At 60.5% G+C, this 21614-nt stretch carries 11 protein-coding genes and 1 pseudogene; 8 read left to right on the top strand and 4 right to left on the bottom strand.

Annotated elements, in window-relative coordinates; translation table 11 throughout:
* Positions 1 to 42: 42 nt before the first annotated feature.
* From gspF to ACN9M3_RS20755, 3 genes and pseudogenes are all read left to right on the top strand, one after another.
* Positions 43 to 1226 (top strand): annotated as a pseudogene (gspF, locus tag ACN9M3_RS20765) (type II secretion system inner membrane protein GspF).
* Positions 1227 to 1241: 15 nt separating this feature from the next.
* A complete protein-coding gene (locus tag ACN9M3_RS20760) occupies positions 1242 to 1727 on the top strand; it encodes a type II secretion system protein N (RefSeq protein ID WP_426318505.1) in 486 nt (161 codons plus the stop codon).
* Between the two features lie 370 nt (positions 1728 to 2097).
* A protein-coding gene (locus ACN9M3_RS20755) for an IS3 family transposase (protein WP_426317948.1) occupies positions 2098 to 3251 on the top strand; the annotation gives its coding sequence in 2 pieces (ribosomal slippage) (positions 2098 to 2359 and positions 2359 to 3251; 1155 coding nt in all).
* Positions 3252 to 3510: 259 nt separating this feature from the next.
* On the opposite strand, the gene ACN9M3_RS20750 is transcribed toward ACN9M3_RS20755, so the two are convergent.
* On the bottom strand, positions 3511 to 5172 hold the full coding sequence (locus ACN9M3_RS20750) for a protein-tyrosine phosphatase family protein (protein ID WP_426318504.1): 1662 nt from the start codon (positions 5170 to 5172) through the stop codon (positions 3511 to 3513).
* Between the two features lie 230 nt (positions 5173 to 5402).
* Between ACN9M3_RS20750 and ACN9M3_RS20745 the strand changes: the two genes are divergently transcribed.
* Entirely contained in the window at positions 5403 to 9812 is a 4410-nt protein-coding gene (locus ACN9M3_RS20745) for an ATP-binding protein (RefSeq protein WP_426318503.1), read from the top strand.
* 241 nt (positions 9813 to 10053) lie between these two features.
* On the top strand, positions 10054 to 14460 hold the full coding sequence (locus tag ACN9M3_RS20740; protein WP_426318502.1) for a two-component regulator propeller domain-containing protein: 4407 nt from the start codon (positions 10054 to 10056) through the stop codon (positions 14458 to 14460).
* On the opposite strand, the gene ACN9M3_RS20735 is transcribed toward ACN9M3_RS20740, so the two are convergent.
* Positions 14420 to 15355 carry a dihydrodipicolinate synthase family protein gene (locus ACN9M3_RS20735; RefSeq protein WP_426162433.1) on the bottom strand — a complete coding sequence of 312 codons (936 nt, stop codon included), beginning with the start codon at positions 15353 to 15355 and terminating at the stop codon, positions 14420 to 14422. The genes ACN9M3_RS20740 and ACN9M3_RS20735 overlap by 41 nt on opposite strands.
* A gap of 77 nt (positions 15356 to 15432) precedes the next feature.
* The gene (locus tag ACN9M3_RS20730) at positions 15433 to 15933 is read right to left on the bottom strand and encodes a helix-turn-helix domain-containing protein (protein WP_426318501.1); all 501 of its coding nucleotides are present in this window, start codon (positions 15931 to 15933) and stop codon (positions 15433 to 15435) included.
* 163 nt (positions 15934 to 16096) lie between these two features.
* Here ACN9M3_RS20730 and ACN9M3_RS20725 point away from each other — a divergent pair, with 163 nt between their 5' ends.
* On the top strand, positions 16097 to 16405 hold the full coding sequence (locus ACN9M3_RS20725; protein ID WP_426162431.1) for a hypothetical protein: 309 nt from the start codon (positions 16097 to 16099) through the stop codon (positions 16403 to 16405).
* 2 nt (positions 16406 to 16407) lie between these two features.
* Here the strand turns inward: ACN9M3_RS20725 and ACN9M3_RS20720 are convergent, their stop codons facing one another.
* Positions 16408 to 17490 (bottom strand): FUSC family protein, encoded by a 1083-nt coding sequence (locus ACN9M3_RS20720; protein WP_426162430.1) that lies wholly within the window; start codon positions 17488 to 17490, stop codon positions 16408 to 16410.
* A gap of 192 nt (positions 17491 to 17682) precedes the next feature.
* Between ACN9M3_RS20720 and ACN9M3_RS20715 the strand changes: the two genes are divergently transcribed.
* Entirely contained in the window at positions 17683 to 20397 is a 2715-nt protein-coding gene (locus ACN9M3_RS20715; protein ID WP_426318500.1) for a M16 family metallopeptidase, read from the top strand.
* A 198-nt stretch (positions 20398 to 20595) separates the two neighbouring features.
* A complete protein-coding gene (gene cyoA / locus ACN9M3_RS20710) occupies positions 20596 to 21612 on the top strand; it encodes a ubiquinol oxidase subunit II (RefSeq protein WP_426318499.1) in 1017 nt (338 codons plus the stop codon).
* Positions 21613 to 21614 lie beyond the last annotated feature (2 nt).

The following is a 21614-nucleotide window of genomic DNA, read 5'->3' as shown; positions in this document are numbered from 1 at the left end:
TCGCCAGCACACGGTTTTGCTCCCCATTTCCCAAGCCACCAAATAGCCACAAAGAAAGGCGTGGTCAATGCCGACAGCGCCCGTTCCGCGCGCGCCGACCTGCGTTCGCAAGGCCTGGTGCCGATCAAGGTCGACGCCATCTCGGCGCAAGTCGATGCCAGCGGCGCCACCGCGCGCCGCGGCTTCGGCGAAAAGCTCAGCACCACCGAGCTGGCGCTGTTCACGCGCCAGCTTGCCAGCCTGCTGGAAGCCGGCCTGCCGCTCGAGCAAGCCTTCACCGCCCTGCTGGAACAGGCCGAGCGCCAATACGTGCGCGACCTGGTCGCCTCGATCCGTTCGGAAGTGATGGGCGGCTCCTCGCTGTCGGACGCCCTGTCGCGCCACCTGCGCGATTTCCAGGAAATCTACCGCGCGCTGGTCGCCTCGGGCGAGCAGATCGGCCAGTTGTCGCGCGTGCTGTCGCGCCTGGCCGACTACATCGAGCGCCGCAACGCCCTGGTGCAGAAGGTCAAGCTGGCCTTTACCTACCCGGCCATCGTGACCGTGGTGGCGTTCCTGATCGTGATCTTCCTGCTGACCTATGTGGTGCCGCAGATCGTGTCGGTATTCGCCAACACCAAGCAAAAACTGCCGCTGCTGACGGTGATCATGCTGGCCATTTCGGACTTCGTGCGCAGCTACGGCTTTGCCATGCTGGGTATCCTGGTGGCGGGCGGCTTTGTGGTGCGGCGCATGCTGCAAAATCCCGAGATCAAGCTGCGCTGGCACACCTGGCTGTTGACCGCGCCGCTGTACGGCAAGTTCGAGCGCAGCCTGAATACTTCGCGCTTCGCCAGCACGCTGGCGATCACCACCGGTTCCGGCGTGCCTATCCTGCACGCGCTGGAAACCAGCCGCGACACCTTGTCCAATGTGGCCATGCGCGACCTGGTCGAGCAGGCCAGCGACTCGGTGCGCGAAGGCGCCAGCCTGGCGCGTTCGCTGTCGGCGCAAAAACACTTCCCGCCGATGCTGATCCACATGATCCGCGCCGGCGAAATCACCGGCGAACTGCCCGCCATGCTGGACCGCGCCGCCAGCGCCCAGGAATCGGACCTGAGCGGCGCACGCTGACCATCGCCGGCCTGCTGGAACCGATGCTGATCCTGGCAATGGGCGTGGTGGTACTGCTGATCGTCTTGGCCGTGCTGATGCCGATCATCGAAATCAATCAGCTCGTGCGCTGAACCTGGAGAATCGAATTGAAACGTTTGCCTTTGATCTGCAGTGTGGCCGCCGTCGCGCTGCTGTCTGCCTCGCTGGCCTACTGGGGCATGCAGCTATTCAAGCCGAAGCAGCGCCCGATCGCGGCGGTGCCGGTGGCGCAGGCGCCGGAAGCGAACATGGACGCTGCGCGTGGGCTGTTTGGCGGGAATACCGCGCTGGCAGCCGTCAGCAATTACCAGTTGCGCGGCGTGGTGGCCGATACCCGCGGCCGTGGCAGCGTGGCGATCATTTCGGCCGATGGGCAGCCTGCCCAGGTCCTTCCGGTTGGCTCCATGCTGTCGCCAGGCGTCAGTTTGGAGGACTTGCAGCCGCGCCACGTGATCCTGATGGAAGGCGGCGTGCAAAAGCGCCTTGACCTGATGAATACCCCGGGCGTGATTTCCTCTGGCAGCATGATACCGCCTGTCGCTGGCACGGCTGGAGCGCCGGTGCAGGGGCCATCCATGCCGGCCAGCCAATAAACCTCATTCAGCATCCGCTTCGTTCTCTCAGTCCAATAAGGGCAGCGAAGTCCATCGCATGACTGTTGAATAAATGAGCCCGGCCCGATGTTGCAAACGTCCATTTGCACAAAGTCACCTGGTGCAAGGCGGCCGTACCTAATGATCTGTTTTCGAAAGTCCGTTTCTGGGCCAGAAAAGACTTGTTAAGGCGATTGAGGGCGTTGGATCGTTGCGTTTGGTTGGGGATGTTTCGTGCAGGCGACGAAGTTCGCCTTGAATGTGACGATGACTAAGTCTGTGTTTTCGAAGAACCGGGGCCAGCATGTTGGCATTCCCCCGTTTAGACGGACACTTCGGAAAGGTATGATGTCACCTACGGAGGTTTTGTATGAAGCGGGAACGCAGGAATTTCACAGAAGAGTTTAAGCGAGAAGCGGTCAAGTTGGTCGGCCAGCCTGGAGCCAGCAGGGCCGGTATAGCTCGAGACCTAGGGATTGGGCCAAACCTGCTTGGCCGTTGGTGCCGTGACGCTGCAGGCATCAGTAAGTCGAGACCTGCAGGCACTGAGAAGGTATCGCTGGACGAATACGAGCGCATGCGCCGTGAACTGGCCAAGGTGAAGACGGAGCGAGACATATTAAAAAAAGCGCTCGGGTACTTCGCTGCCGAGCCCAAGTGAAGTATGCCTTTATTGCCCGCCATCGGGCGGTGTGGCCAACCCGGACCATGTGCCGCCTACTTGGCGTTTCAGCTAGTGGCTTCTACGATTGGCTGGAGCGGGCGCCGAGCAAACGTGAAATGGAGAATCAGAGGCTTCAGCATGCAATCCGTGTCAGCCATGAGGCAAGCGATAGCACCTATGGATCGCCGCGTGTTGTGCGAGACCTTTGGGACCAAGGCGAGACGTGTAGCGAGAATCGCGTGGCCAGGCTAATGCAGAAGGCCGGCATGAAAGCACGCCATCGACGCCGCCGGCATCCTGGTCAAGTTGTTGGAGAAGTTCACGCGATCGCACCGAACCTGCTGGATCGCCAGTTTGAAGCTAGCGCACCGGACCAGAAATGGGCAGCTGACTTTACCTACGTGTGGACTGGGGAGGGCTGGCTCTTTGTTGCGGTTGTCCTCGACCTGTATTCGCGTCGCGTTGTCGGCTGGTCGATGCAGCCAACAATGACGTCGCAGTTAGTCATGGATGCGCTCTTAATGGCGGTATTCCGCCGTGGCCGCCCGAAGGAAGTGCTGCATCACAGCGACCAGGGCTCCCAGTACACGAGCGAAGACTTTCAGAACCTGCTTGAAGCCCACGGCATCATATGCAGCATGAGCCGGCGGGGAAATTGCTGGGACAACGCCGCGATGGAGAGCTTTTTCTCGACACTGAAAACAGAACGGCTAAACAGGAAGCACTACCGGACTCGCGACGCCTTGCGCGCCGACGTATTCGATTATATTGAAAGGTTCTACAACCAGAAACGCAGACACTCAACACTGGGCTACGTCAGCCCGGTACAATTCGAAGCCCACACACTTAAATGCGCCTAAGTGAAGTGTCCGTCCAATCGGGGGAATGCCATGTCTTGATCTGAAAAGACCTTCGTGGCGCGCGATGCTGAGGGGGCTCGTGGCGTACGTTTCCCGCAAGCGCTTAATAACGCGACCACCGATTGCGGTGCATGGGCGTGAGATGCCACAACGCAGACAACTGCACCTTTGTCCGGGCGATTGGGCACTTTCGTGCCCAATCGCCCGGACTATCGCTGGAACCTTTATGGCGCCAGAGTCATGCCGTCGGTGGTCAACACTACCGGCCTTTTCCGGCTTGCTGCAGAGTAGCTTCAGCTCTTCTCCTTGCCAGCAAAATATCAGCATTTTGCTGATCTAGTCTGGTCCTGTGCGAGTAAACTCGATCGCGCGCAACTGTCAGTGACCGAATTGCCTGATTAATTTCTTCGTTCCCTTTGCCACCAAGGAGGAATTTTCGAAGTTGGAAACGAATAGTGCGTCGTTGGGATTTCAGTTGATCGATTTGCGCATCAAGCTCCTTCCCTGTGTCGACCCAACGTTGAAGTTCATCTTGCAGTTCCTGATTTTTAACCTGGGATTTTTTCGATTTCGTCACGGCGCTGGTAACGGAAGTGCGCGTCGCTTGCGGCGTGTGTACAGGGCTCCGCGACCCTGCGGGTGGTGAGACGGGGCGGTCCGACTTAAATGAACCTGTTTGCTCTGTATTCTTTGTTTCGACCGGGGATGCCTTGGGTTGCGGTGCACCAGGCTCTCCAGTGCGCTGAACATGAGAACCTGTTTGCTTTGCAAATTCTGCGCTCACACGGCCTGGCTTGGGCGGTGGCGGTGGCCGACGATCTCCAGTTGCTGGTGGGGCAGCAAGGACCGTGGGCTGATTATGCGAAACTGCTTGCTCTGCACTGCTTGTTTGGCCCTTGGATGGCCTCGGCGGTGGCGTCGGACGACTAGCGTTTGGTGGGACACCTGCGTCCGTAAATGGAAATTGCCGTCCAACCCGATGCAGTTGAGCTTGTGGAAGTGTCTTGGAACCGTCACCGATGCTTGCGCCCCTTATTGAAGTATCGAAAGCGCCGGCAACCAGTCTTTCCGCGTAATTGCGTAGCGCGACATACTGACTAAAGTCTTGAACCATCATATTGCTGCGCTGCCTGCGCAGGTCCAAGATACAGTTGTCGACCTGATCCTCCCAATTGTCTGCTGTCAGTTTCCTGTCCTTGTAGAGCTGCAGCACATCTGCCGCTCCGGTCAGCGTGCCTGAACGGCCCACACCAGCCCTGCAATGAACGAGCAATTTTTTGTCGGAACCCTGGTCAGCGACCTCATCCCGCGCTTTGCAGATGGTACTGGCGATCTTGTGCAAGTCGTTGATAGACTGAGGAGCCTTAAAATCGGGAATAGGAAAGTTCAAATACTTGATATCTTGCAGGCTTTCGCCGAATGAGGCTTTCAATAGCCCCATCTTTGCGGACGAATCAGAATAGTCGCGAATGCCAACCTGCTGCCTTGTCAAGTGGAATGCGGCGGACTGCTCTCCGGTCGTATACTTCGTTGGCTCAAAGGGCGTGTAGTCAGCCCCCACCGTTTCATTCTGCTGCCGCAGGTCGATGATGTAGGCGACATTCTGCAAGTTCAATATATCCGCGAATTGGCACATTTTCGCGTGGTCCCGACTGTTGGGCTCGCCACAGATGATCGTATTCCTGCCAACGTGGTGGCCGTTGAAGTCCTTGCCACTGCTATCGCAAAGGTTGCCGCGACTGAGATATATGTTGTTAAAGCCGCTGAGCCAGGTCGAATCAGTGCGATGCTCCATCTTGAGCGTTTCTTGCCCCAACCGATCAAATCGGGCTTGCACAGGATTGCTTGTCCCCGCGGCTTGGTTGGGGTCAAGGTTGCACTCGATGCCTAGACGTAGGCCATTTACATTTTTTTTTAACATTTCGATTACCTCCGGGACGCCCAGCACCATACTGAACGTCTATTCCGAAGTGGCCCTTCCGGGTAATTGAGTTCATCGGCCGGCAATTGCGCTCCAAAACTTGCAAATAATTCATTGCATGTTTTATATTGGTGAATATTGTTCATTTGCAAGGCATTTCAACAATAGGCAGGAGATTTTTTGCGCGCAGCTCTTATACTCAACTCATGTTTTACCTAAGTGTTACGTATATGGAATTTAAATCTCGTCGCCAGCTGCTATGCTTCATCGCCGTCCTTCGCTTTATTGTCGGGGCGTTGTTTTTGCTGGCATCGCTACCAAGCTCCGCCGCTCACACAGAATTGGGGGCGCAGCGGTGGCCCGCGATGACGCCGCCGTTATTTAAGACATACTCAACGCCGGCCGAGGTGGGAGGCGGCGGCGTGAAGGTATTGGCACAGGACCGCGATGGTTTCATCTGGGCAGGGACCGAAAGGGGCGTAGCCCGTTGGGATGGCTACCGCTTCCAGATCTTCCAGCCAAGTTCAGGCGATGGCGTGGCGCAGCCCGATAACTATGTCGTCAAGTTGTTTTTTGATGACGCGGACCGCTTATGGGTAGGCACAGTTACTGGGAACCTGGCTCGATTCGACCGCGCACGTGATCGCTTTGTCGTTTTCAGCAGGGCCAGCGGTGATTTGCTCCCTGGACGAATAACCGGCATCGTTAGCGATGGCGCCGGGGGGCTTTGGGTCGGGTCGCTAGGCGGTTTGGTGCACGTTCCCAGGGATGCTGTGCCAGGCAGTGGCGCCGTCACCCGATATCGCGAAAGTAGTATTTCAAGCAATGGTGACATATCGTCTATCAAAGTTACCTCTTTGCAACGCGAGGCCAGCGGAACACTATGGATGGGTACTGCACGGGGGCTGATGCGAAAAGATGCCGGCAGTCCACGCTTCGAAGACGTCCCTTTACCCCCTAGCAACGGAGCGCCCCCTAACATATCAGCCGTCTTTGTCGCTAGCGACGGGAAGATTTGGATCGGTACCAGAGACAACCTGATGCATGTTCTTGATCCGAGTACAAAAACTATTCGGAGCATTACCGTTACGGCTTTCCCCCGCAGCATCAATGAGCCTCATCCCGGTGAGGTCTGGTTCAATACATTCTCGAACGGTATTATCGTCGTGAACGCATCCACATTAAAGTGGGACGCGTTGAAATATGACCCGCTGCGCGCCAACGGTCTGCCTTCAAACATGGTGGATGGCTTTTTACGCGACAGGAGCGGCGCTTTTTGGCTTGCGACGCAACGTGGTATCACGAGGTTTGAACCCGGATTGGCGGCGACGTCTCTCGGCTTCAATGGATTGAAACCCGGACTCGTGATGAAGGATGGGTATTCAACTGTCTTCGCTCATCCTAATGGTACCGTTTGGATGGGGGCGACCAACGGCGGCGTGGATATCGTCAACCCCACTACCGGATCGATCATGCGCCTCGAAACCAGTCCCAATCAGCTGGGGCGTCGTCTTCCTGAAGCCGCAGTCCTCGACATTGGTGTAGATGCAATTGGTGAGGTTGGAATATGCACAAATCGAGGTCTTTATCGCGCTACAGCCGATGGGCAGACCGTAACAAGAGTACATTTGCCAACGCTAAACTCAACGGGTGGGATGTCGCGTTTTGCACGCGCGGGCAGCAAACTTTTGATGGGTACGTTCGACAATGGGCTGTACATGGTCAGCGGCACTTTGGCAAAACCGGAGAAAGTTGAAGCAATCAAAGAATTGAGCGGGATGCAGATAAGCGCACTGGAACAGGGGCCGAATGGTACTTTTTGGGTGGGAACAAGTACCGGCTTATACTTGGTTGATCCGACCAATGGCGCGGTAGTGGAGCAGATTAGGTCAGGCCCCGACGAGCAGCATTTACTCAACGACAGAGTTCATGCGCTTGCCACGGACCGCCAAGGACGTCTTTGGATTTCCACACTTGCTGGGTTGCAAATTCTTGAAGGCCGCACTGCCGAACGGCTGCCGCGGTTGCGACGGATGGGGCGCGCGGAAGGATTACCCGATGCTCAATTTGGCGATCTGAAAGTAGATGCGGTGGGCATGATATGGGGCGTCTCCTCAGATGGCCTTATTCGTATCAATCCTGACAATTTAGCCATTGAGAGACTGCGCCGAAGCGAAGGCGTCGCGCTTCCCGACTATTGGACGTCCAGTACACTCACGGCCGCTGGCGAGTTTGTAGTCGGAGGCGAAGGTGGCGCCACGATTGTCTGGCCAGGCCGATTCGAGGCACGCCCATGCCGGCCATCAGTGGTCGCGACCGCAATACGAGTCGGAGGGAAGCTACTGCCGATGCAACACGCTGCAGACCGAAAGCGGCTCCCGCTCACGATCACGCCGGAAGCTAACAGCGTTGAGATCGAGTTTGCTGCTCTGGACTATCACGTGCCTGAACTGAACCGCTACGCGTATCGGCTTGTCGGTTTCGATAAGGATTGGGTTGAAACCGATTCCGGCCGCCGTGTCGCGTCATACACTAACTTGTCTCCTGGCCGTTATACTTTGCAAGTACGCGGATCGGACCATAACGGCAACTGGGTCGAAACGCCGCTGCAAATCGACGTCGACGTCTTGCCTGCGTGGAACCAGACATGGTGGGCGCAATTCTTGTTTGCCGTGGTTTTCCTGGGCGGGGTGTATGCCCTATATCGTTGGCGCATACGGCAGCTCGCCGCGCAACGCGAGGCCCTCGAGCGGGTAGTGGAGGAACGTACGGCGGAAGTGGCGGCGCGCACCGCCGAAGTGCTCCAGCAGAAGGAAGAAGCCCAGGCGGCGCGCGATAAGGCCGAGGAGGCCACGCAAGCCAAGTCGCGCTTCCTGGCCAATATGAGCCACGAAATCCGCACACCGATGAATGCCGTGCTGGGACTGTCGTACCTGGCACTGGCCACGAATCTTTCGTCCAGGCAGCGCGATTATGTGCAAAAGATTCACCTGGCCGGCAAAACGCTGCTGGGCGTGATTAACGACATCCTGGACTTTTCCAAGATCGAAGCGGGCAAGCTCGACATCGAAAGCACCGATTTTGATCTGGCTGAAGCGCTGGAACAGGTGTCGTCGCTGACCGCGCCCTTCGCGGCCGAGAAAGGGCTGGAGTACCGCTTCGAGCTGGCCGACGATGTGCCGCGCCGCCTGCGCGGCGACCCGCTGCGCCTTGGGCAAGTGTTGATCAACCTGCTGAATAATGCGATCAAGTTCACTGCCGAAGGCGCCGTGACGCTGACGGTGCGCGCCATGCCGGCGGCAGCCGAACGGGTGCGGCTCGAATTCAGCGTGCTGGACACCGGCATCGGCATGACGGCCGAACAGCTGGATCGGCTGTTCAAGCCGTTCTCGCAAGCGGACGGTTCAACCACGCGCCAGTTCGGCGGAACGGGGCTGGGCCTGAGCATTTCGCGCGACCTGGTGACGCTGATGGGCGGCGCGATCGACGTGGAGAGCGAGGCCGGGGTGGGCAGCCGCTTCCACTTCGCGCTCGAGTTCGAGCGGGCGCACCAGCCGGTGAGTCTGGACGCCAGTGTGCGCCGTACGATCATGAGCACACCGCACTTCCGCGACGCGCGCGCGCTGCTGGTGGAAGACAATGACATCAACCGGCAGATCGTCACCGAATTGCTGCAAGGCTGCGGCATCGAAGTGGACGCCGCCGTAAACGGCCGTATCGCCCTGGACCGTTTGCGTTTGGTGGGCCCGGCCTATTACGACCTGGTCTTCATGGACCTGCAGATGCCGGAAATGGATGGCAGCTCGGCCACCCGGCATGTGCGCAACGACCGCGCTTTCGACGACTTGCCGGTGATCGCCTTGAGCGCCAACGCCATGCAGGAGGACCGTTTGCGCTGCCTGCAAGAGGGCTTTGACGACCACCTTGGCAAGCCGCTGCAGCCGGCCGAACTGTATCGCCTGCTGCGCGAATATTTGAAAGACAAGCTGAGCGACGACGTTCCCGCCAGTGAGGGGGCGCAAATAGACGAGGGGGCGGAAGAGGGCGCGGAGCTGCCCGCCGAACTAGCGGGCATCGACCTGACGGTGGCACGCACGGTGGCGGGCAACGATGACGGTCTATTGGCCGATCTGCTGCGCCGCTTCGCCCAGGAAGAAGGCGGCACGGCACGGCGCATCGCGGCCGCCTTCCAGCAGCAGGATTACGCAAGCGCGGAACTCATGGCGCATACGCTGCGCGGCGTGGCGGGCAATCTGGGCGCACGCCAGGTGCAGGAACTGGCGGGAGCCGCCGAAGCGGCGGCGCAAAGCCACGTGGAATGGGCGCAGGTGCAGCGCGACGTCGAGGCGCTGGCAGAGGAAATGGCGCGCGTGTGCCAAGGCATTGCAGCCGCCTTGCCGGAGCAGGTGCTCGAAGAAGCGCCGGCATTGAGTGCCCCGCTAGCGTGGCAGGAGGCGTTACAGGAACTGGCCCAACTGCTGGCGGCCATGGATGGCGAAGCAAATGCACGGTTCGCTGCGCTGCGTGGTGAGTTTCAAGCGCGCTATGGCACGAAAAGAACCGCTGACCTGCAGCGTTGCCTGGACATGTTTGATTTCGACGGCGCCCACGATATTTTGACCGCGACGTTGGAAAAGTAGGTCTTTCTGCACTAGGGGCCGCCCCTGGTCCGATATCGGGGTAGTCAACATCGCCGAACGGAGCCAGGCGTGCATGCAGAATGTCGATGGCCCCTAGCCGAGTCCCTTTGGCACTTGTTTTAGAAATAAGTTACGTGATAGCCTTGGCGTTGTAAAATAGAAAGTAATCCTCTGCGGCGCGGAGGAGAGTTCTTGCACGCGGCTTTGTGCTGGCCACCATTTCATGCGAAGTGTTCCGCCCATGGCGTTCATTCACAATTGCTACTTTGAACGAATGTTTGCGGCTTTGCGCGTCGTCACAGGTTTACTTGGCCTGCTGTTCGTGGCCGCATCTTGCGCAGCCACCGCCGAGCGCGCTCCGAAGCGTTGGGAAGCGCTGATACCGCCGACGTTTCAAACCGTCCGGGTCGGATTGGCCAACGCCCCTGTCGTCGCCCTCGCACAGGACAGGGATGGATTTCTATGGATCGGAACCCAGGGTGGCTTAGCGCGCTGGGATGGCTACCGGTTCATCAAATACCAATCGATTCCGGGTGACCCCTACTCCCTCCCCGATAACTATATCAAGTGCATCTTGATCGATAGGGAGGGCAACGTATGGGTTGGAACAGCTAGCGGCGGACTGGCCCGCTATGATCGCGAACGGGACCGTTTTATTGTCTTCAACCCGAAGAATGCTGGTTTGTCGTCGGCGACTTTGCATCAGATGGTTGATGACGGCGCCGGCGGCTTGTGGCTTGCCACTGACGAAGGCCTTGACCATTTGCCGGCCGGCGCCACGCCTACCGCAGGCGCCATAACTCACCATCGTCCCTATAAGCCGGGTAAAGGTGATGAGGAGCCATTGGAGGTGGTTCTGTCGCTTGAGCGCGATGCCAAGGGGACGCTTTGGGTTGGTTCGCCACGTGGCTTGGTTCGAAAAGCCGCCGGAAGCGAGCAATTCGTCGAGGTGCCTTTGCCGGTTAGCTCAGGGAGGCCCCCGGTCATCGTTACGATGTTTTTGGCCAGCGACGGCAAGCTTTGGATGGTGGCTGCAGACGACGGCGTCTTTGTCTTGGATACGGCTACTGGAACTGCGCGGCAAGTGCCAATGCCGGGGCCCGTCTTTTGTTTCGGCGAACCGTTTGCGGGCGAAATTTGGGCGAGTGTGCCTGGCGTCGGTGTTGTGGCCGTTGACGGAACGACCCTGCGGTACCGCACGCTGAAACATGATCCGCTTCGTGAGGATAGCCTGCCGTCGAATTCGGTCTACGCCTTTCTACATGACAGAAGTGGTGCCTTCTGGCTAGGAAGCGATCATGGAATTGCCCGCTATGAAGGTGGGCTGGCGGTGCAAACGCTGATCATCAGCGAGTTAACCGCAGGCATTCCAATGCAGGACGGCTATCCTGCAGTGCTTGCGCGTCCCGACGGTACTTTGTGGCTGGGGGCCAGTAACGGAGGGGTGGACATCGTCGATCCCTCCAAGGGATCCGTGAGGCGGCTGGGCGTGGCTTCTGAAGAAAGCCACAGCAGGATTCGTCGCGGCTTCATCTATTCCATGGCTGCGGACGCGAACGGCGATATAGGAATTAGCGCTGGCGGAGATCTGTACCGTTCCAGTCCGGACGGGAGGCGGGTGGCGAGAGTTCGGTTGCCAGAGCCTGAAATTCGTTCAGGCGTCAGTACACTTGGGTTGGCGGGACACACGTTCTTGATCGGTACCATTCGCGAAGGGCTGTTCATCATGGGCGGAACTCTTGCGCGGCCGACAGGAATGCGGGCGGTGAAGGGGCTAAGCGGGCCACGCGTCAGCGTCTTGCTGCCGGAATCAAATGAAACGCTGTGGGTAGGTACAGGTACTGGCCTGAACCGGGTTGATCTGGCAAACGGCACCGTGTCGGAGCAGATCAGGTCGGGGGCGGACGACGGTCATCACTTGGTCAGCGATTATGTGACTACGCTCGCCTCGGATCGACAGGGCCGCCTATGGATCGGTACGGCCAGCGGGTTGCAGATCCTGGAAAGGCGAGGCACCGACGGGCGGCCCCAGCTCCATTGGCTGGGGGCTGCCCAAGGCATGCTCAACGGGTACATTAACGACCTGCGCCTCGATGCAGCAGGGATGATGTGGGCCAGCACGAACGATGGCGTTGTCCGGATCGATCCCGCCACTTTTGCAATCGACAGGCTGAAGCAGAATGAAGGCGCGGCGCTTGCAAGTTACTGGGCGCAGGCCGGTGCACGTACTGGAGAAGGTGAACTGGTGTTCGGCGGTGACCGTGGCGCCAGCATTATTTGGCCGGAGCGCTTTAAGTCGCGCCAATGCCGGCCACCGGTAGTTACGACCGCGATCCGGGTCGGAGGAAAGCCGCTGCCGCTGCAGTATTCGAATGTGCGAAAAGGGCCTCCACTGACGGTGGCCTCCGACGCGAACAGCATAGCGATCGAGTTTGCGGCGCTGGACTATCACGCCCCCGAGCTGAATCGCTACGCGTATCGGTTGGTCGGTTTCGATAAGGACTGGGTCAATACTGATGCGGGGCGCCGCATCGCCTCATACACCAATCTCTCCCCGGGCCGATATACCTTGCAGGTGCGCGGATCGGACCACAACGGCAACTGGGTCGAGGCGCCGCTGCAGATTGAGGTGGACGTGCTGCCCGCGTGGTACCAGACCTGGTGGGCGCTGTGCATCATAGGCTTGATTTTCCTGGGTGGACTGTATGGACTCTATCGCTGGCGCATTCGGCAGCTGGCCGCGCAGCGCGCTGCACTGGAGCGCGTCGTGGAGGAACGCACTGCCGAAGTGGCGGCGCGCACCGCCGAAGTGCTCCAGCAGAAGGAAGAAGCCCAGGCGGCGCGCGATAAGGCCGAGGAGGCCACGCAAGCCAAGTCGCGCTTCCTGGCCAATATGAGCCACGAAATCCGCACACCGATGAATGCCGTGCTGGGCCTGTCGTACCTGGCGTTGTCCACCGATCTGTCGGCAAGGCAGCGCGATTATGTGCAGAAGATCCACCTGGCCGGCAAGACGCTGCTGGGAGTGATCAACGATATCCTGGACTTTTCCAAGATCGAGGCGGGCAAGCTCGATATCGAGCATACCGACTTCGAGCTGGGTGAAACCCTGGAGCAGGTGTTGTCCCTGACTGCGCCTTTCGCCGCCGAAAAGGGGCTGGACTACCGCTTCGAGTTTCCAGAGGACATGCCGCGCCACTTGCGGGGCGACCCGCTGCGCCTTGGGCAAGTGTTGATCAACCTGCTGAATAACGCGATCAAGTTCACATCCGACGGCGCCGTGACCTTGACCGTACGCGCCACGCCGGCACGCTCCGACCGGGTGCGGCTCGAATTCAGCGTGCAGGATACGGGCATCGGCATGACGGCCGAGCAGCTGGACCGGCTGTTCAAACCGTTCTCGCAGGCCGACGGTTCGACCAGCCGCCAATTCGGCGGCACGGGCTTGGGCTTGAGCATTTCGCGCGACCTGATCATGCTAATGGGCGGAACCATCGACGTCGAAAGCGAAGCCGGCGTCGGCAGCCGCTTCTACTTCGAACTCGAATTCGAACGGGCCCACGCGGCCGAAGGTCCCGGGACCCATGTGCGCCGCACGATCATGAGCACACCGCACTTGCGCGATGTGCGGGTGCTGCTGGTGGAAGACAACGACATCAACCGGCAGATCGTCACCGAACTGCTGCAAGGCTGCGGCATCGAAGTGGACGCTGCGGTCAACGGCCGGATTGCGCTGGACCGTCTGCGGCTGGTGGGCCCGGCATACTACAAGCTGGTCTTCATGGATTTGCAGATGCCGGAAATGGATGGCAGTTCGGCCATCCGGCATGTGCGCGACGACAAGGCGTTTGACGACCTGCCGGTGGTCGCCTTGAGCGCCAACGCCATGCAGGAGGACCGTTTACGCTGCCTGGAAGAGGGCTTCGACGAGCACCTTGGCAAGCCTTTGCAGCCGGCCGAACTATACCGTCTGCTGCGGGAGTATCTGCGAGACTACCTGAGCGACGAAGGCCCCGCCAGCGCAGATATGGACGGCAGCGGCGAACTGCCTGCCGAATTGCCAGGCATCGACCTGGATGCGGCGCGTGCCGTGGCCGGCGACAATGCCGGGCTGCTGGCTGACCTGCTGCGGCGTTTTGCCCGCGACGAATGCGGTACGGCGCAGCGCATCGCCGCCGCCTTCCAGCAGCACGACTACATTGGCGCGGAACTCCTGGCCCACACGCTGCGCGGGGTAGCGGGCAACCTGGGCGTACGCCAGGTGCAGGTATTGGCGGGAATGGCCGAAGTGACGGCGCAAAAGCATCTGGAATGGGCGCAGGTGCAGGGCGACGTCTCGGCGCTGGAGGAGGAATTGCTGCGCGTGTGCCAGGGCATTACTGCCGCCTTGCCGGAGCAGCGCGCGGAAGAGGCGCAGACGCTGCGCGATCCACAAGCCTGGCACGACGCCTTACAGGAGCTTGCCCAACTGCTGGCTGCCATGGATGGCGAAGCGATTGAGCGCTTCGCCGGCCTGCGCGGCGAATTCGCGGCGCGCTATGGGGAGGAGCGCGCTTCAGCAATACAGCGCTGCCTGGATGGATTCGACTTTGAGCAGGCCCATAGCATCATGCTTGCGGAGGCTGGGTCTGCATTGCAAGCGAAGTGAGCGATGGCCTGGTCTCGAGCGCTTGTTCGACAAGCGTGATGACAAACTCTCGCTCCGCTCCGCGCAGCGGCTGGCGTGGGCGGCGTACGTTTTCATTTCCGACACCGACCAGTGCCTCGACCAGTTTCAGGTTTTGCACGAGCTTACTAGAGACATCGAGGTGCAGCAGCGGCATGAACCACTGGTACAGCTTCAGCGCTTCGGCGTAGCGGCCAGCCTTCATTAGTTCGTACAGGGCCACGGTTTCTCGGGGGAAGGCCACCACCAGGCCGGCCAGCAGGCCGTTTGCACCCACCGCAAGGCCTTCAAAGGAGAGGTCGTCCACGCCCATGAAGATCTGGTAGCGCTCGCCCACTGCGTTGCGCAGGTCGGTGACGCGGCGGATATTGTCGGTCGATTCCTTGATGGCGGCCAGTTCTTCGCAGTCGGAAAGCTCCTTGAAGTCGGCCGGGGTCAGGTCGACCTTGTAGGTGACCGGGTTGTTGTACACCATGATCGGCAGCTTGGCAGCCTTGGCAATGGTACGCAGGTTGGCCTTGGCTTCGAAAGCGTCGGCGGCGTACAGCACGGAGGGCATCACCATGAAGCCGTCCACGCCCAGGTCGCGCGCTTCCTGCACGTAGCGCTCGGCATTGGCGGTACGGGTTTCGCTGACGTTGGCCAGCACCGGCACGCGGCCGTCGGCTACTTTAACGGCGGTCTTGGCGACAGCCAGCTTCTCTTCGAAGGACAGGGTACTCGCTTCGCCCAGGGAACCGCAGGTCACCAGGCCGTGGCAGCCGCTGTCGATCATGAAGGCAAAGTGCTGTTCCATTGCCGCGTGGTCCAGTTCCTCATTCGCGTGGAATTTGGTGGTTACTGCGGGGAAGACTCCTTCCCATTTCTGCGCTTTCATTAACTTACTCCTTTTAACGATGGTGGGAAACTGCGGATCGGCTACGCCGGGGGGAACAATGATTGAGCGGCGTATGGTTACCCGTAAAGGGCATCGTGCATGCCTGGTGTGCCGGCGGCAATGCGCAGCGCGACGCCGCTGGAAACGCGCTTTCGGACGCGTGCCATTTCGGCGCAAAGACGGGCATGATCGGACAACATCCGTGGCACTTGCGCCGGCAACATCGTTGGCGCGGACTTTCCCGTGTGCCATCGAAGATCGCCGGCCAGTAAGCGCAGCTCGCGGATACTGAGGCCTGTTTCCTCATGCATGCTCACCAGAAGGTCTGCGGAGACCGGCACCCTGCCGTGGCGGAGCTTGCTAATCGAAGGCCCGCCAACGGCCAGGCGCTGTGCCAGGCGGCAGTCGGTGCGCACTCCCAGCCATTCCTTCATGGTGTCGAGCAGCAGGTTGGGATTGAAGTCTGGATTTTCTGTTCGGTATTTGGACATAGGCGTGGCGGCGCGGGCGCCGCGATCAATTGGCATGCGAAGGTAACGTGCGGCCAGGCCGCCAGTAAATAATCGCTGCAATTGCACGGACCGCAGCGCCCGGAGCGGAACTTTCGGACCCATTAACCTACGCGCGCCGGTTCCGGCGGACTGGTCTGAAATCTGGCGCTTCGCACCGGCAGTCTTGGCGACGGCCCTACAGTGTCCGGACGTGGGGCGAATCGATTCGCCCTGATTCCAAGGAAAACCTATGCAACACTCCCACTCCGGCAAGCGCCCCCTGGCGCGTACGCTTTTGCTGGCTTTCGCTACCTGCCTGGGCGCGACAGCTTGCGCCCACCACCGCTATCCGGTGCAGACCGACTATGCCGGCCGCGCTGCGGCGTCCTGCATGCAGTATGGTTATCGCACAGGTACCGATGAATTCGCAGATTGCGTCAGCATGAACGTCAATGCGGCAAAGGACCGTGAGTTGAAGGCGCGCCTGGCGACGGACCGGAACTACCGCCGTAAGCTGGAGCGTCAATTCAGGCGCTCGGAACAGCCTGACCTGCCTTAGATTCAGAGCCCTGGGATGCGGGCACCGCGCTGTTCATACAGCAGGGTCAGCGCGGCACCGATCATCCCGCCCACCAGCACATTGGCTGAGCGCAGCACGGCCACCCCAACCCCATAACCAGACGTCGCCGCCAGAACCACGCACATCATGCTGCGCAGTCCAAACGCCAGGCGATAGCGTTGGCAGCAACCGAGGGAAATGGCGGTCACCAGGGTGCATACGGCTGGCAGTGCGTGACCGGTGTGCAGCATGGCGGGTGCCGCCTGCAAGGCCACCCAGCACAGTGTCATGCCGGCGCCGGCGCCCCACAGCACGCCCACAGCACGGTCGCCAGCCTTGCGCCGCACGCTGGGCATCGAACCGGTGACGACGCTGGCAGCCGACCAGATCAGCCATTCCCCGGCCGGCAGGTGCAGATAGCGCACCAGGGCTGCGGCCAGCAGCACGGCCGCGCAGCGCACCACGGCGGCATCGCTGGCGGTGCGGGCCCGCTCGGTGTCAGATGCGCGCGCCGGCAGCATATTGTGGCGACGGCAGAAGACGCGCAGGGCGGCTGCAGCACCGGCTTCGCCGGCGGACAGCTTCCACACCAGCACCAGCGCTGTGGGGACCAGCGCTAGTCCCGACCAGGACAGCAAATGCAGGTAGCCCGCCAGCATAATGCCGCCGCCTGCGTTGAGCTCGCAGCCCAGGTATAGCGCCGCCAGGAATCCATAATTGCCAAGCGATTGCCAGGCTGGCCCCCAGCGGCCGAGCCATCCGGCTGCCGCGCCGTAAGCGGCGCACAGCGGCACAAACAGCCAGGCATATGGATAAGCCAGGCTGAAAAGCGCAACGGAACCGAGGATGGCTCCAGCGTGCAGTAAGAGCAGGAACAGCGAAGGCTGTGTTTTTTCCGCCGCGGACAGCAAGAGCACACCCAAGAAGCCAGCTTTCAGGCTACTGCTGTCGCCAGTGGACAGGAAGCACGCCAGCGTAGGGGCCATCAGCAGCACGACGCGTGCAACGCGCATGAAGTCGAAGCTGGCGCGAAACCAGTTGCATACGGCAGTATGGACTGCTCGCAAGGGGCGGGTGGGGAGCATAAGACACCGGATGGAGGGGAGAGAGTCGAACCGTAGCTTATCCGACAACAGTCTTGCGCCTTGATGCCCCGTCAGGAATTCGGACCAAATGAAGCTTGGGCAGGCTTCCTTTGGTCTGGGAATTTGCGCAGCGGGGCGACTGTCGGACTGCCCTCTATTCCAATGCGGTTTTCACTCTAGGACTAAAACACAATGGCAACCCGGTACCTGGCTCCGCTGCTGCTTGGAGTATGCATCCTCCCTCCTGCGTTCGGGCAGGCGATCCCGCCGGGCATGACGCAAGGTCCGTCGCTGGCTGGCATCACAGAATATCGCATGGCAAACGGCCTGAAAGTGCTTCTGTTTCCCGATGCGGGCAAACCAACGGCGACCGTGAACATGACCTATCTGGCGGGCTCGCGCCACGAGAACTATGGCGAAAGCGGTATGGCGCATTTGCTCGAGCACCTGATGTTCAAGGGCTCGCCACGGCATCGCGACCTCATGCACCAATTCACGGTACGCGGCATGGATTTCAACGGCACCACCTCGCAGGACCGCACCAACTACTACCAGGTGTTCCAGGCCAGCCCCGACAACCTCAAATGGGTGCTGGATATGGAAGCCGACCGGATGACCAACGCCTTTATCGCGAAGAAGGACCTGGACGCGGAAATGACGGTGGTCCGCAACGAGTATGAGCTCGGCGAAAACAATCCCTACGAGGTGCTGCACAAGCGCATGGAAAGTGTGGCCTACGACTGGCACAGCTATGGACGCGCCACCATCGGCAACCGCAGCGATATCGAGCATGTGGACATTGGCAGGCTGCGCGCCTTTTATCGCACCTATTACCAGCCCGATAATGCGGTACTGCTGGTCGCCGGCAAGTTCGATCCGGCGCAAACCCTGGCCTGGATCGGCAAGGCGTTCGGCGCCATCCCAAAGCCCAAGCGCGAGCTGCCGCAATTCTGGACCGTTGAGCCGGCCCAGGATGGCGAGCGCCAGTTTGCCGTGCGGCGCAGCGGTGACCAGCAGATCGTCATGGTCGGCTACAAGGTGCCATCCGGCCTGCACGGCGATGCCGAAGCGCTGGCATTCTCCAGTTCCATCCTCAGCGACGCCCCGAATGGCCGCCTGCACAAACTGCTGGTGGAAACGGGCAAAGCGGCCCATGTCTTTGCGATCAGCCAGGCGGGCATGGCTCCCGGCATGCAAATGTTCGGCGCCGTCGTCAGGTCGGGGCAGGAGGTAGCGCCGGTACGCGATGCGCTGGTCTCCGCAGTGGAGGGGTTTGCCAGCGCACCACCAGAGACGGAAGAGGTCGAGCGCGCACGGCGCGAGTTTGCCAATTCGCTTGACAAGGCGCTGAGCAATCCGCAGCAGTTGGGCATCGCGTTAAGCGAAGCCATTGCCTTGGGCGACTGGCGTCTGCTGTTCCGCCAAAGCGAGGTTATTGCCTCGGTGACGGGGCAGCAAATCATGCAGGCGGCGGAACGCTATTACAGGCGCGATAACCGCACCGTAGGCACCTTCCTGCCGGATGACGCGCCCCAGCGCGCGCTGATCGGTACGGCGCCGACTGCCGCCGAATTGCTGCGAGCCTACCGCGGCGAGGCAGGGAAACAAGCCGGGGCGTACTTCGACACCAGTCACGACAACATCCTGGCGCGCACGCAGCTGACGCAAGTCGGAGGACTGAAGCTCGCGCTGTTGTCCAAGAAAAACCGGGGCGAGACCGTGACCGTGGAGCTGCAGCTGCATTGGGGGAACGAGAATACGCTGTTCGGCAAGCAGACCGTGGCGACGGCGGTGAACGCCATGCTCATGCGCGGGACCAGCAAATACACAAGGGCGCAGCTGGCCGATGAGATGGCGGCATTGAAGATCACCGGCACGCCATTCAATTTCGAAACCACGCGGCAGCATCTGCCGGCCGCCATGCGCCTGATGGCCCATGTGCTGAAGGAGCCGGCCTTCTCTCAAATGGAATTCGACCAGATGCGCCAGCAGTGGCTGCTCAGCCTTGAATCGCAGCGCGGTGAGCCGACATCGATGGTGCGGCGCGAACTGGAGCTGCATTTCAATCAATGGCCCAAAGGCGACCCGCGGGCTGTGCTGACGCTCGAGCAACAGATCGCCGAAGTACGGGTCCTGAGCCTGGAGGACCTGAAGGCATTTCATGCCGCGTTTTATGGCGCCTCGCATGGCGCACTGGCGGTGGTGGGCGACTTCGACAAAGAGGCATTGCTCGGCGCCGTCAGCGAGGAGCTGGCCGGCTGGCGCAGCAATTCGGAATACGCCCCTGTCCTCGACCGGTACGCCGCCATCCCGGCTGTCCGCAAAGTGCTTGCCGCAGCGGACAAGGAAAACGCCATGTACGGTGCCCGCATGAACGTCGCCTTGAACCTGGACGATCCGGATTATCTGGCGCTGCAGGCCGCGAACTTCATGTTTGGCGGCGCGGCGAAGTCGCGCCTGATGGACCGGATCCGGGAACGGGAAGGCCTGTCGTACTGGGGGGGCTCTGCACTGCGGGCCGGCGAGCGGGACGATGCCGGCATTTTCACGGTCGAAGCGGTGGCGGCGCCGCAAAACATGGCCAGGCTGGAGGCAGCCATCCGCCAGGAGCTGGAGCGGGCGCTCAAGCAGGGCTTTACCCGGGCTGAACTGGAAAGTGCCAAGGCCGCCATGCTCCGGCTGCGCGCCCAGCAGCGGGCGGAGGATGACGCCCTGGCCTGGGAATGGCTGCGCCTGATGCAGATGGCCCGCGGCTTCGCCTGGAACAAGGCTCAGGAAGCGCAGCTCAATGCGCTCACCCTGCGGCAGGTCAATGCCGCCTTCCGCAAGCACATTGATGCCAGCAAGCTGAGTATCGTCATCGCTACCGATGCCGCACAAGCGGCGCCAAGCAGCCAAAGCCGTTAATCGGTCCGGTTTACGCGGGGCAAAGCCGGCTTTGAGTTTCCAATTCGCAATAATTCGGGTTGAAAACCGGTGTGCGCCCTGGCGGCAGTCATCCGGTCCGAGGTTTGCGCGACGAAGCGGACAAAGTGTCCAATGTGCAGGACCGCAGGGCAGGAATAAAGTGGCAGCACGAACCCATTCAACACAGGACTTATTCGTATGCCACGTTCCTTATTCCTTCGCGGGCTCTTCATGGTGCCACTGGCTGCACTTGGCGCTTGCAATACGGTGGTGATGAAGCCTTCGGGCGACATCGCTGCTCAGCAAAGCCACCTGATCGCGGTGTCCACCTTGCTGATGTTGTTGATTATTGTCCCGGTCATCGCCTTGACCGTTCTGTTTGCCTGGCGCTACCGCAAGGGCAATAACGCAGCCAGTTATGCGCCGGACTGGGATCACTCGACGGTCCTGGAACTGTTGATCTGGGGCGGTCCGCTGCTGATCATTATCGTACTGGGGCTGCTGACCTGGATCGCTACCCACACGCTCGACCCCTATCGCCCGCTGCAGCGCCTGGATGCGCGTCGCCCGCTGCCGGCTACGGTCAAGCCGCTGGAGGTGCAAGTGGTGGCGCTGGACTGGAAATGGCTGTTCATCTATCCGGAGCAAGGCATCGCGACCGTGAACGAGCTGGCGGCTCCGGTCGACGTGCCGATCAATTTCAAGATCAGCGCATCGAGCGTGATGAACTCCTTCTTCATTCCTGCCCTGGCCGGACAGATCTACGCCATGCCCGGCATGGAAACCCAGTTGCACGGCGTGATCAACAAGCCTGGCATCTACGACGGCTTTTCCTCCAATTACAGCGGGGCCGGTTTCTCGGGCATGCGCTTCAAGTTCCATGGCTTGAGCGGCGAAGACTTCGCGCAGTGGGTGCAAGGCGCCAAGCGCAGTACCGTTCAGCTGGACCGCGCCGCATATGCGGCGCTGGAAAAACCCAGCACGCGCGACAAGGTGCGCTATTACGGCGCCGTCGAGGGCGGCCTGTACAGCGCCATCGTCAACCGCTGTGTCGACCGCAACGCCGTATGCATGAACGAGATGATGTCCGAAAACGCGACCCGGGTCGCCCGCCACCGCAGCAGTGCCGAACTGGCTGCGGAGCGCGCTGCGCAGCGCCTGACCCAGGCCGCGAGCGGGGTGGAGTGCGCCAGCCCTGAAACCAGAAAGAACTGACT

The organism is Pseudoduganella sp. R-43 (assembly GCF_049913255.1).
Classification (GTDB): Bacteria; Pseudomonadota; Gammaproteobacteria; order Burkholderiales; family Burkholderiaceae_D; genus Rugamonas.
The sequence above is the reverse complement of the archived record's forward strand: the minus strand, read 5'-3'. Positions and strand labels throughout refer to the sequence as shown.

Excerpts from the sequence above, each read along its gene's own strand:
- ACN9M3_RS20750 (WP_426318504.1), bottom strand. The coding sequence starts at position 5,172 with ATGTTAAAAAAAAATGTAAATGGCCTACGTCTAGGCATCGAGTGCAAC.
- ACN9M3_RS20745 (WP_426318503.1), top strand. The coding sequence starts at position 5,403 with ATGGAATTTAAATCTCGTCGCCAGCTGCTATGCTTCATCGCCGTCCTT.
- ACN9M3_RS20740 (WP_426318502.1), top strand. The coding sequence starts at position 10,054 with ATGGCGTTCATTCACAATTGCTACTTTGAACGAATGTTTGCGGCTTTG.
- ACN9M3_RS20735 (WP_426162433.1), bottom strand. The coding sequence starts at position 15,355 with ATGAAAGCGCAGAAATGGGAAGGAGTCTTCCCCGCAGTAACCACCAAA.
- ACN9M3_RS20725 (WP_426162431.1), top strand. The coding sequence starts at position 16,097 with ATGCAACACTCCCACTCCGGCAAGCGCCCCCTGGCGCGTACGCTTTTG.
- ACN9M3_RS20720 (WP_426162430.1), bottom strand. The coding sequence starts at position 17,490 with ATGCTCCCCACCCGCCCCTTGCGAGCAGTCCATACTGCCGTATGCAAC.
- ACN9M3_RS20715 (WP_426318500.1), top strand. The coding sequence starts at position 17,683 with ATGGCAACCCGGTACCTGGCTCCGCTGCTGCTTGGAGTATGCATCCTC.
- cyoA (WP_426318499.1), top strand. The coding sequence starts at position 20,596 with ATGCCACGTTCCTTATTCCTTCGCGGGCTCTTCATGGTGCCACTGGCT.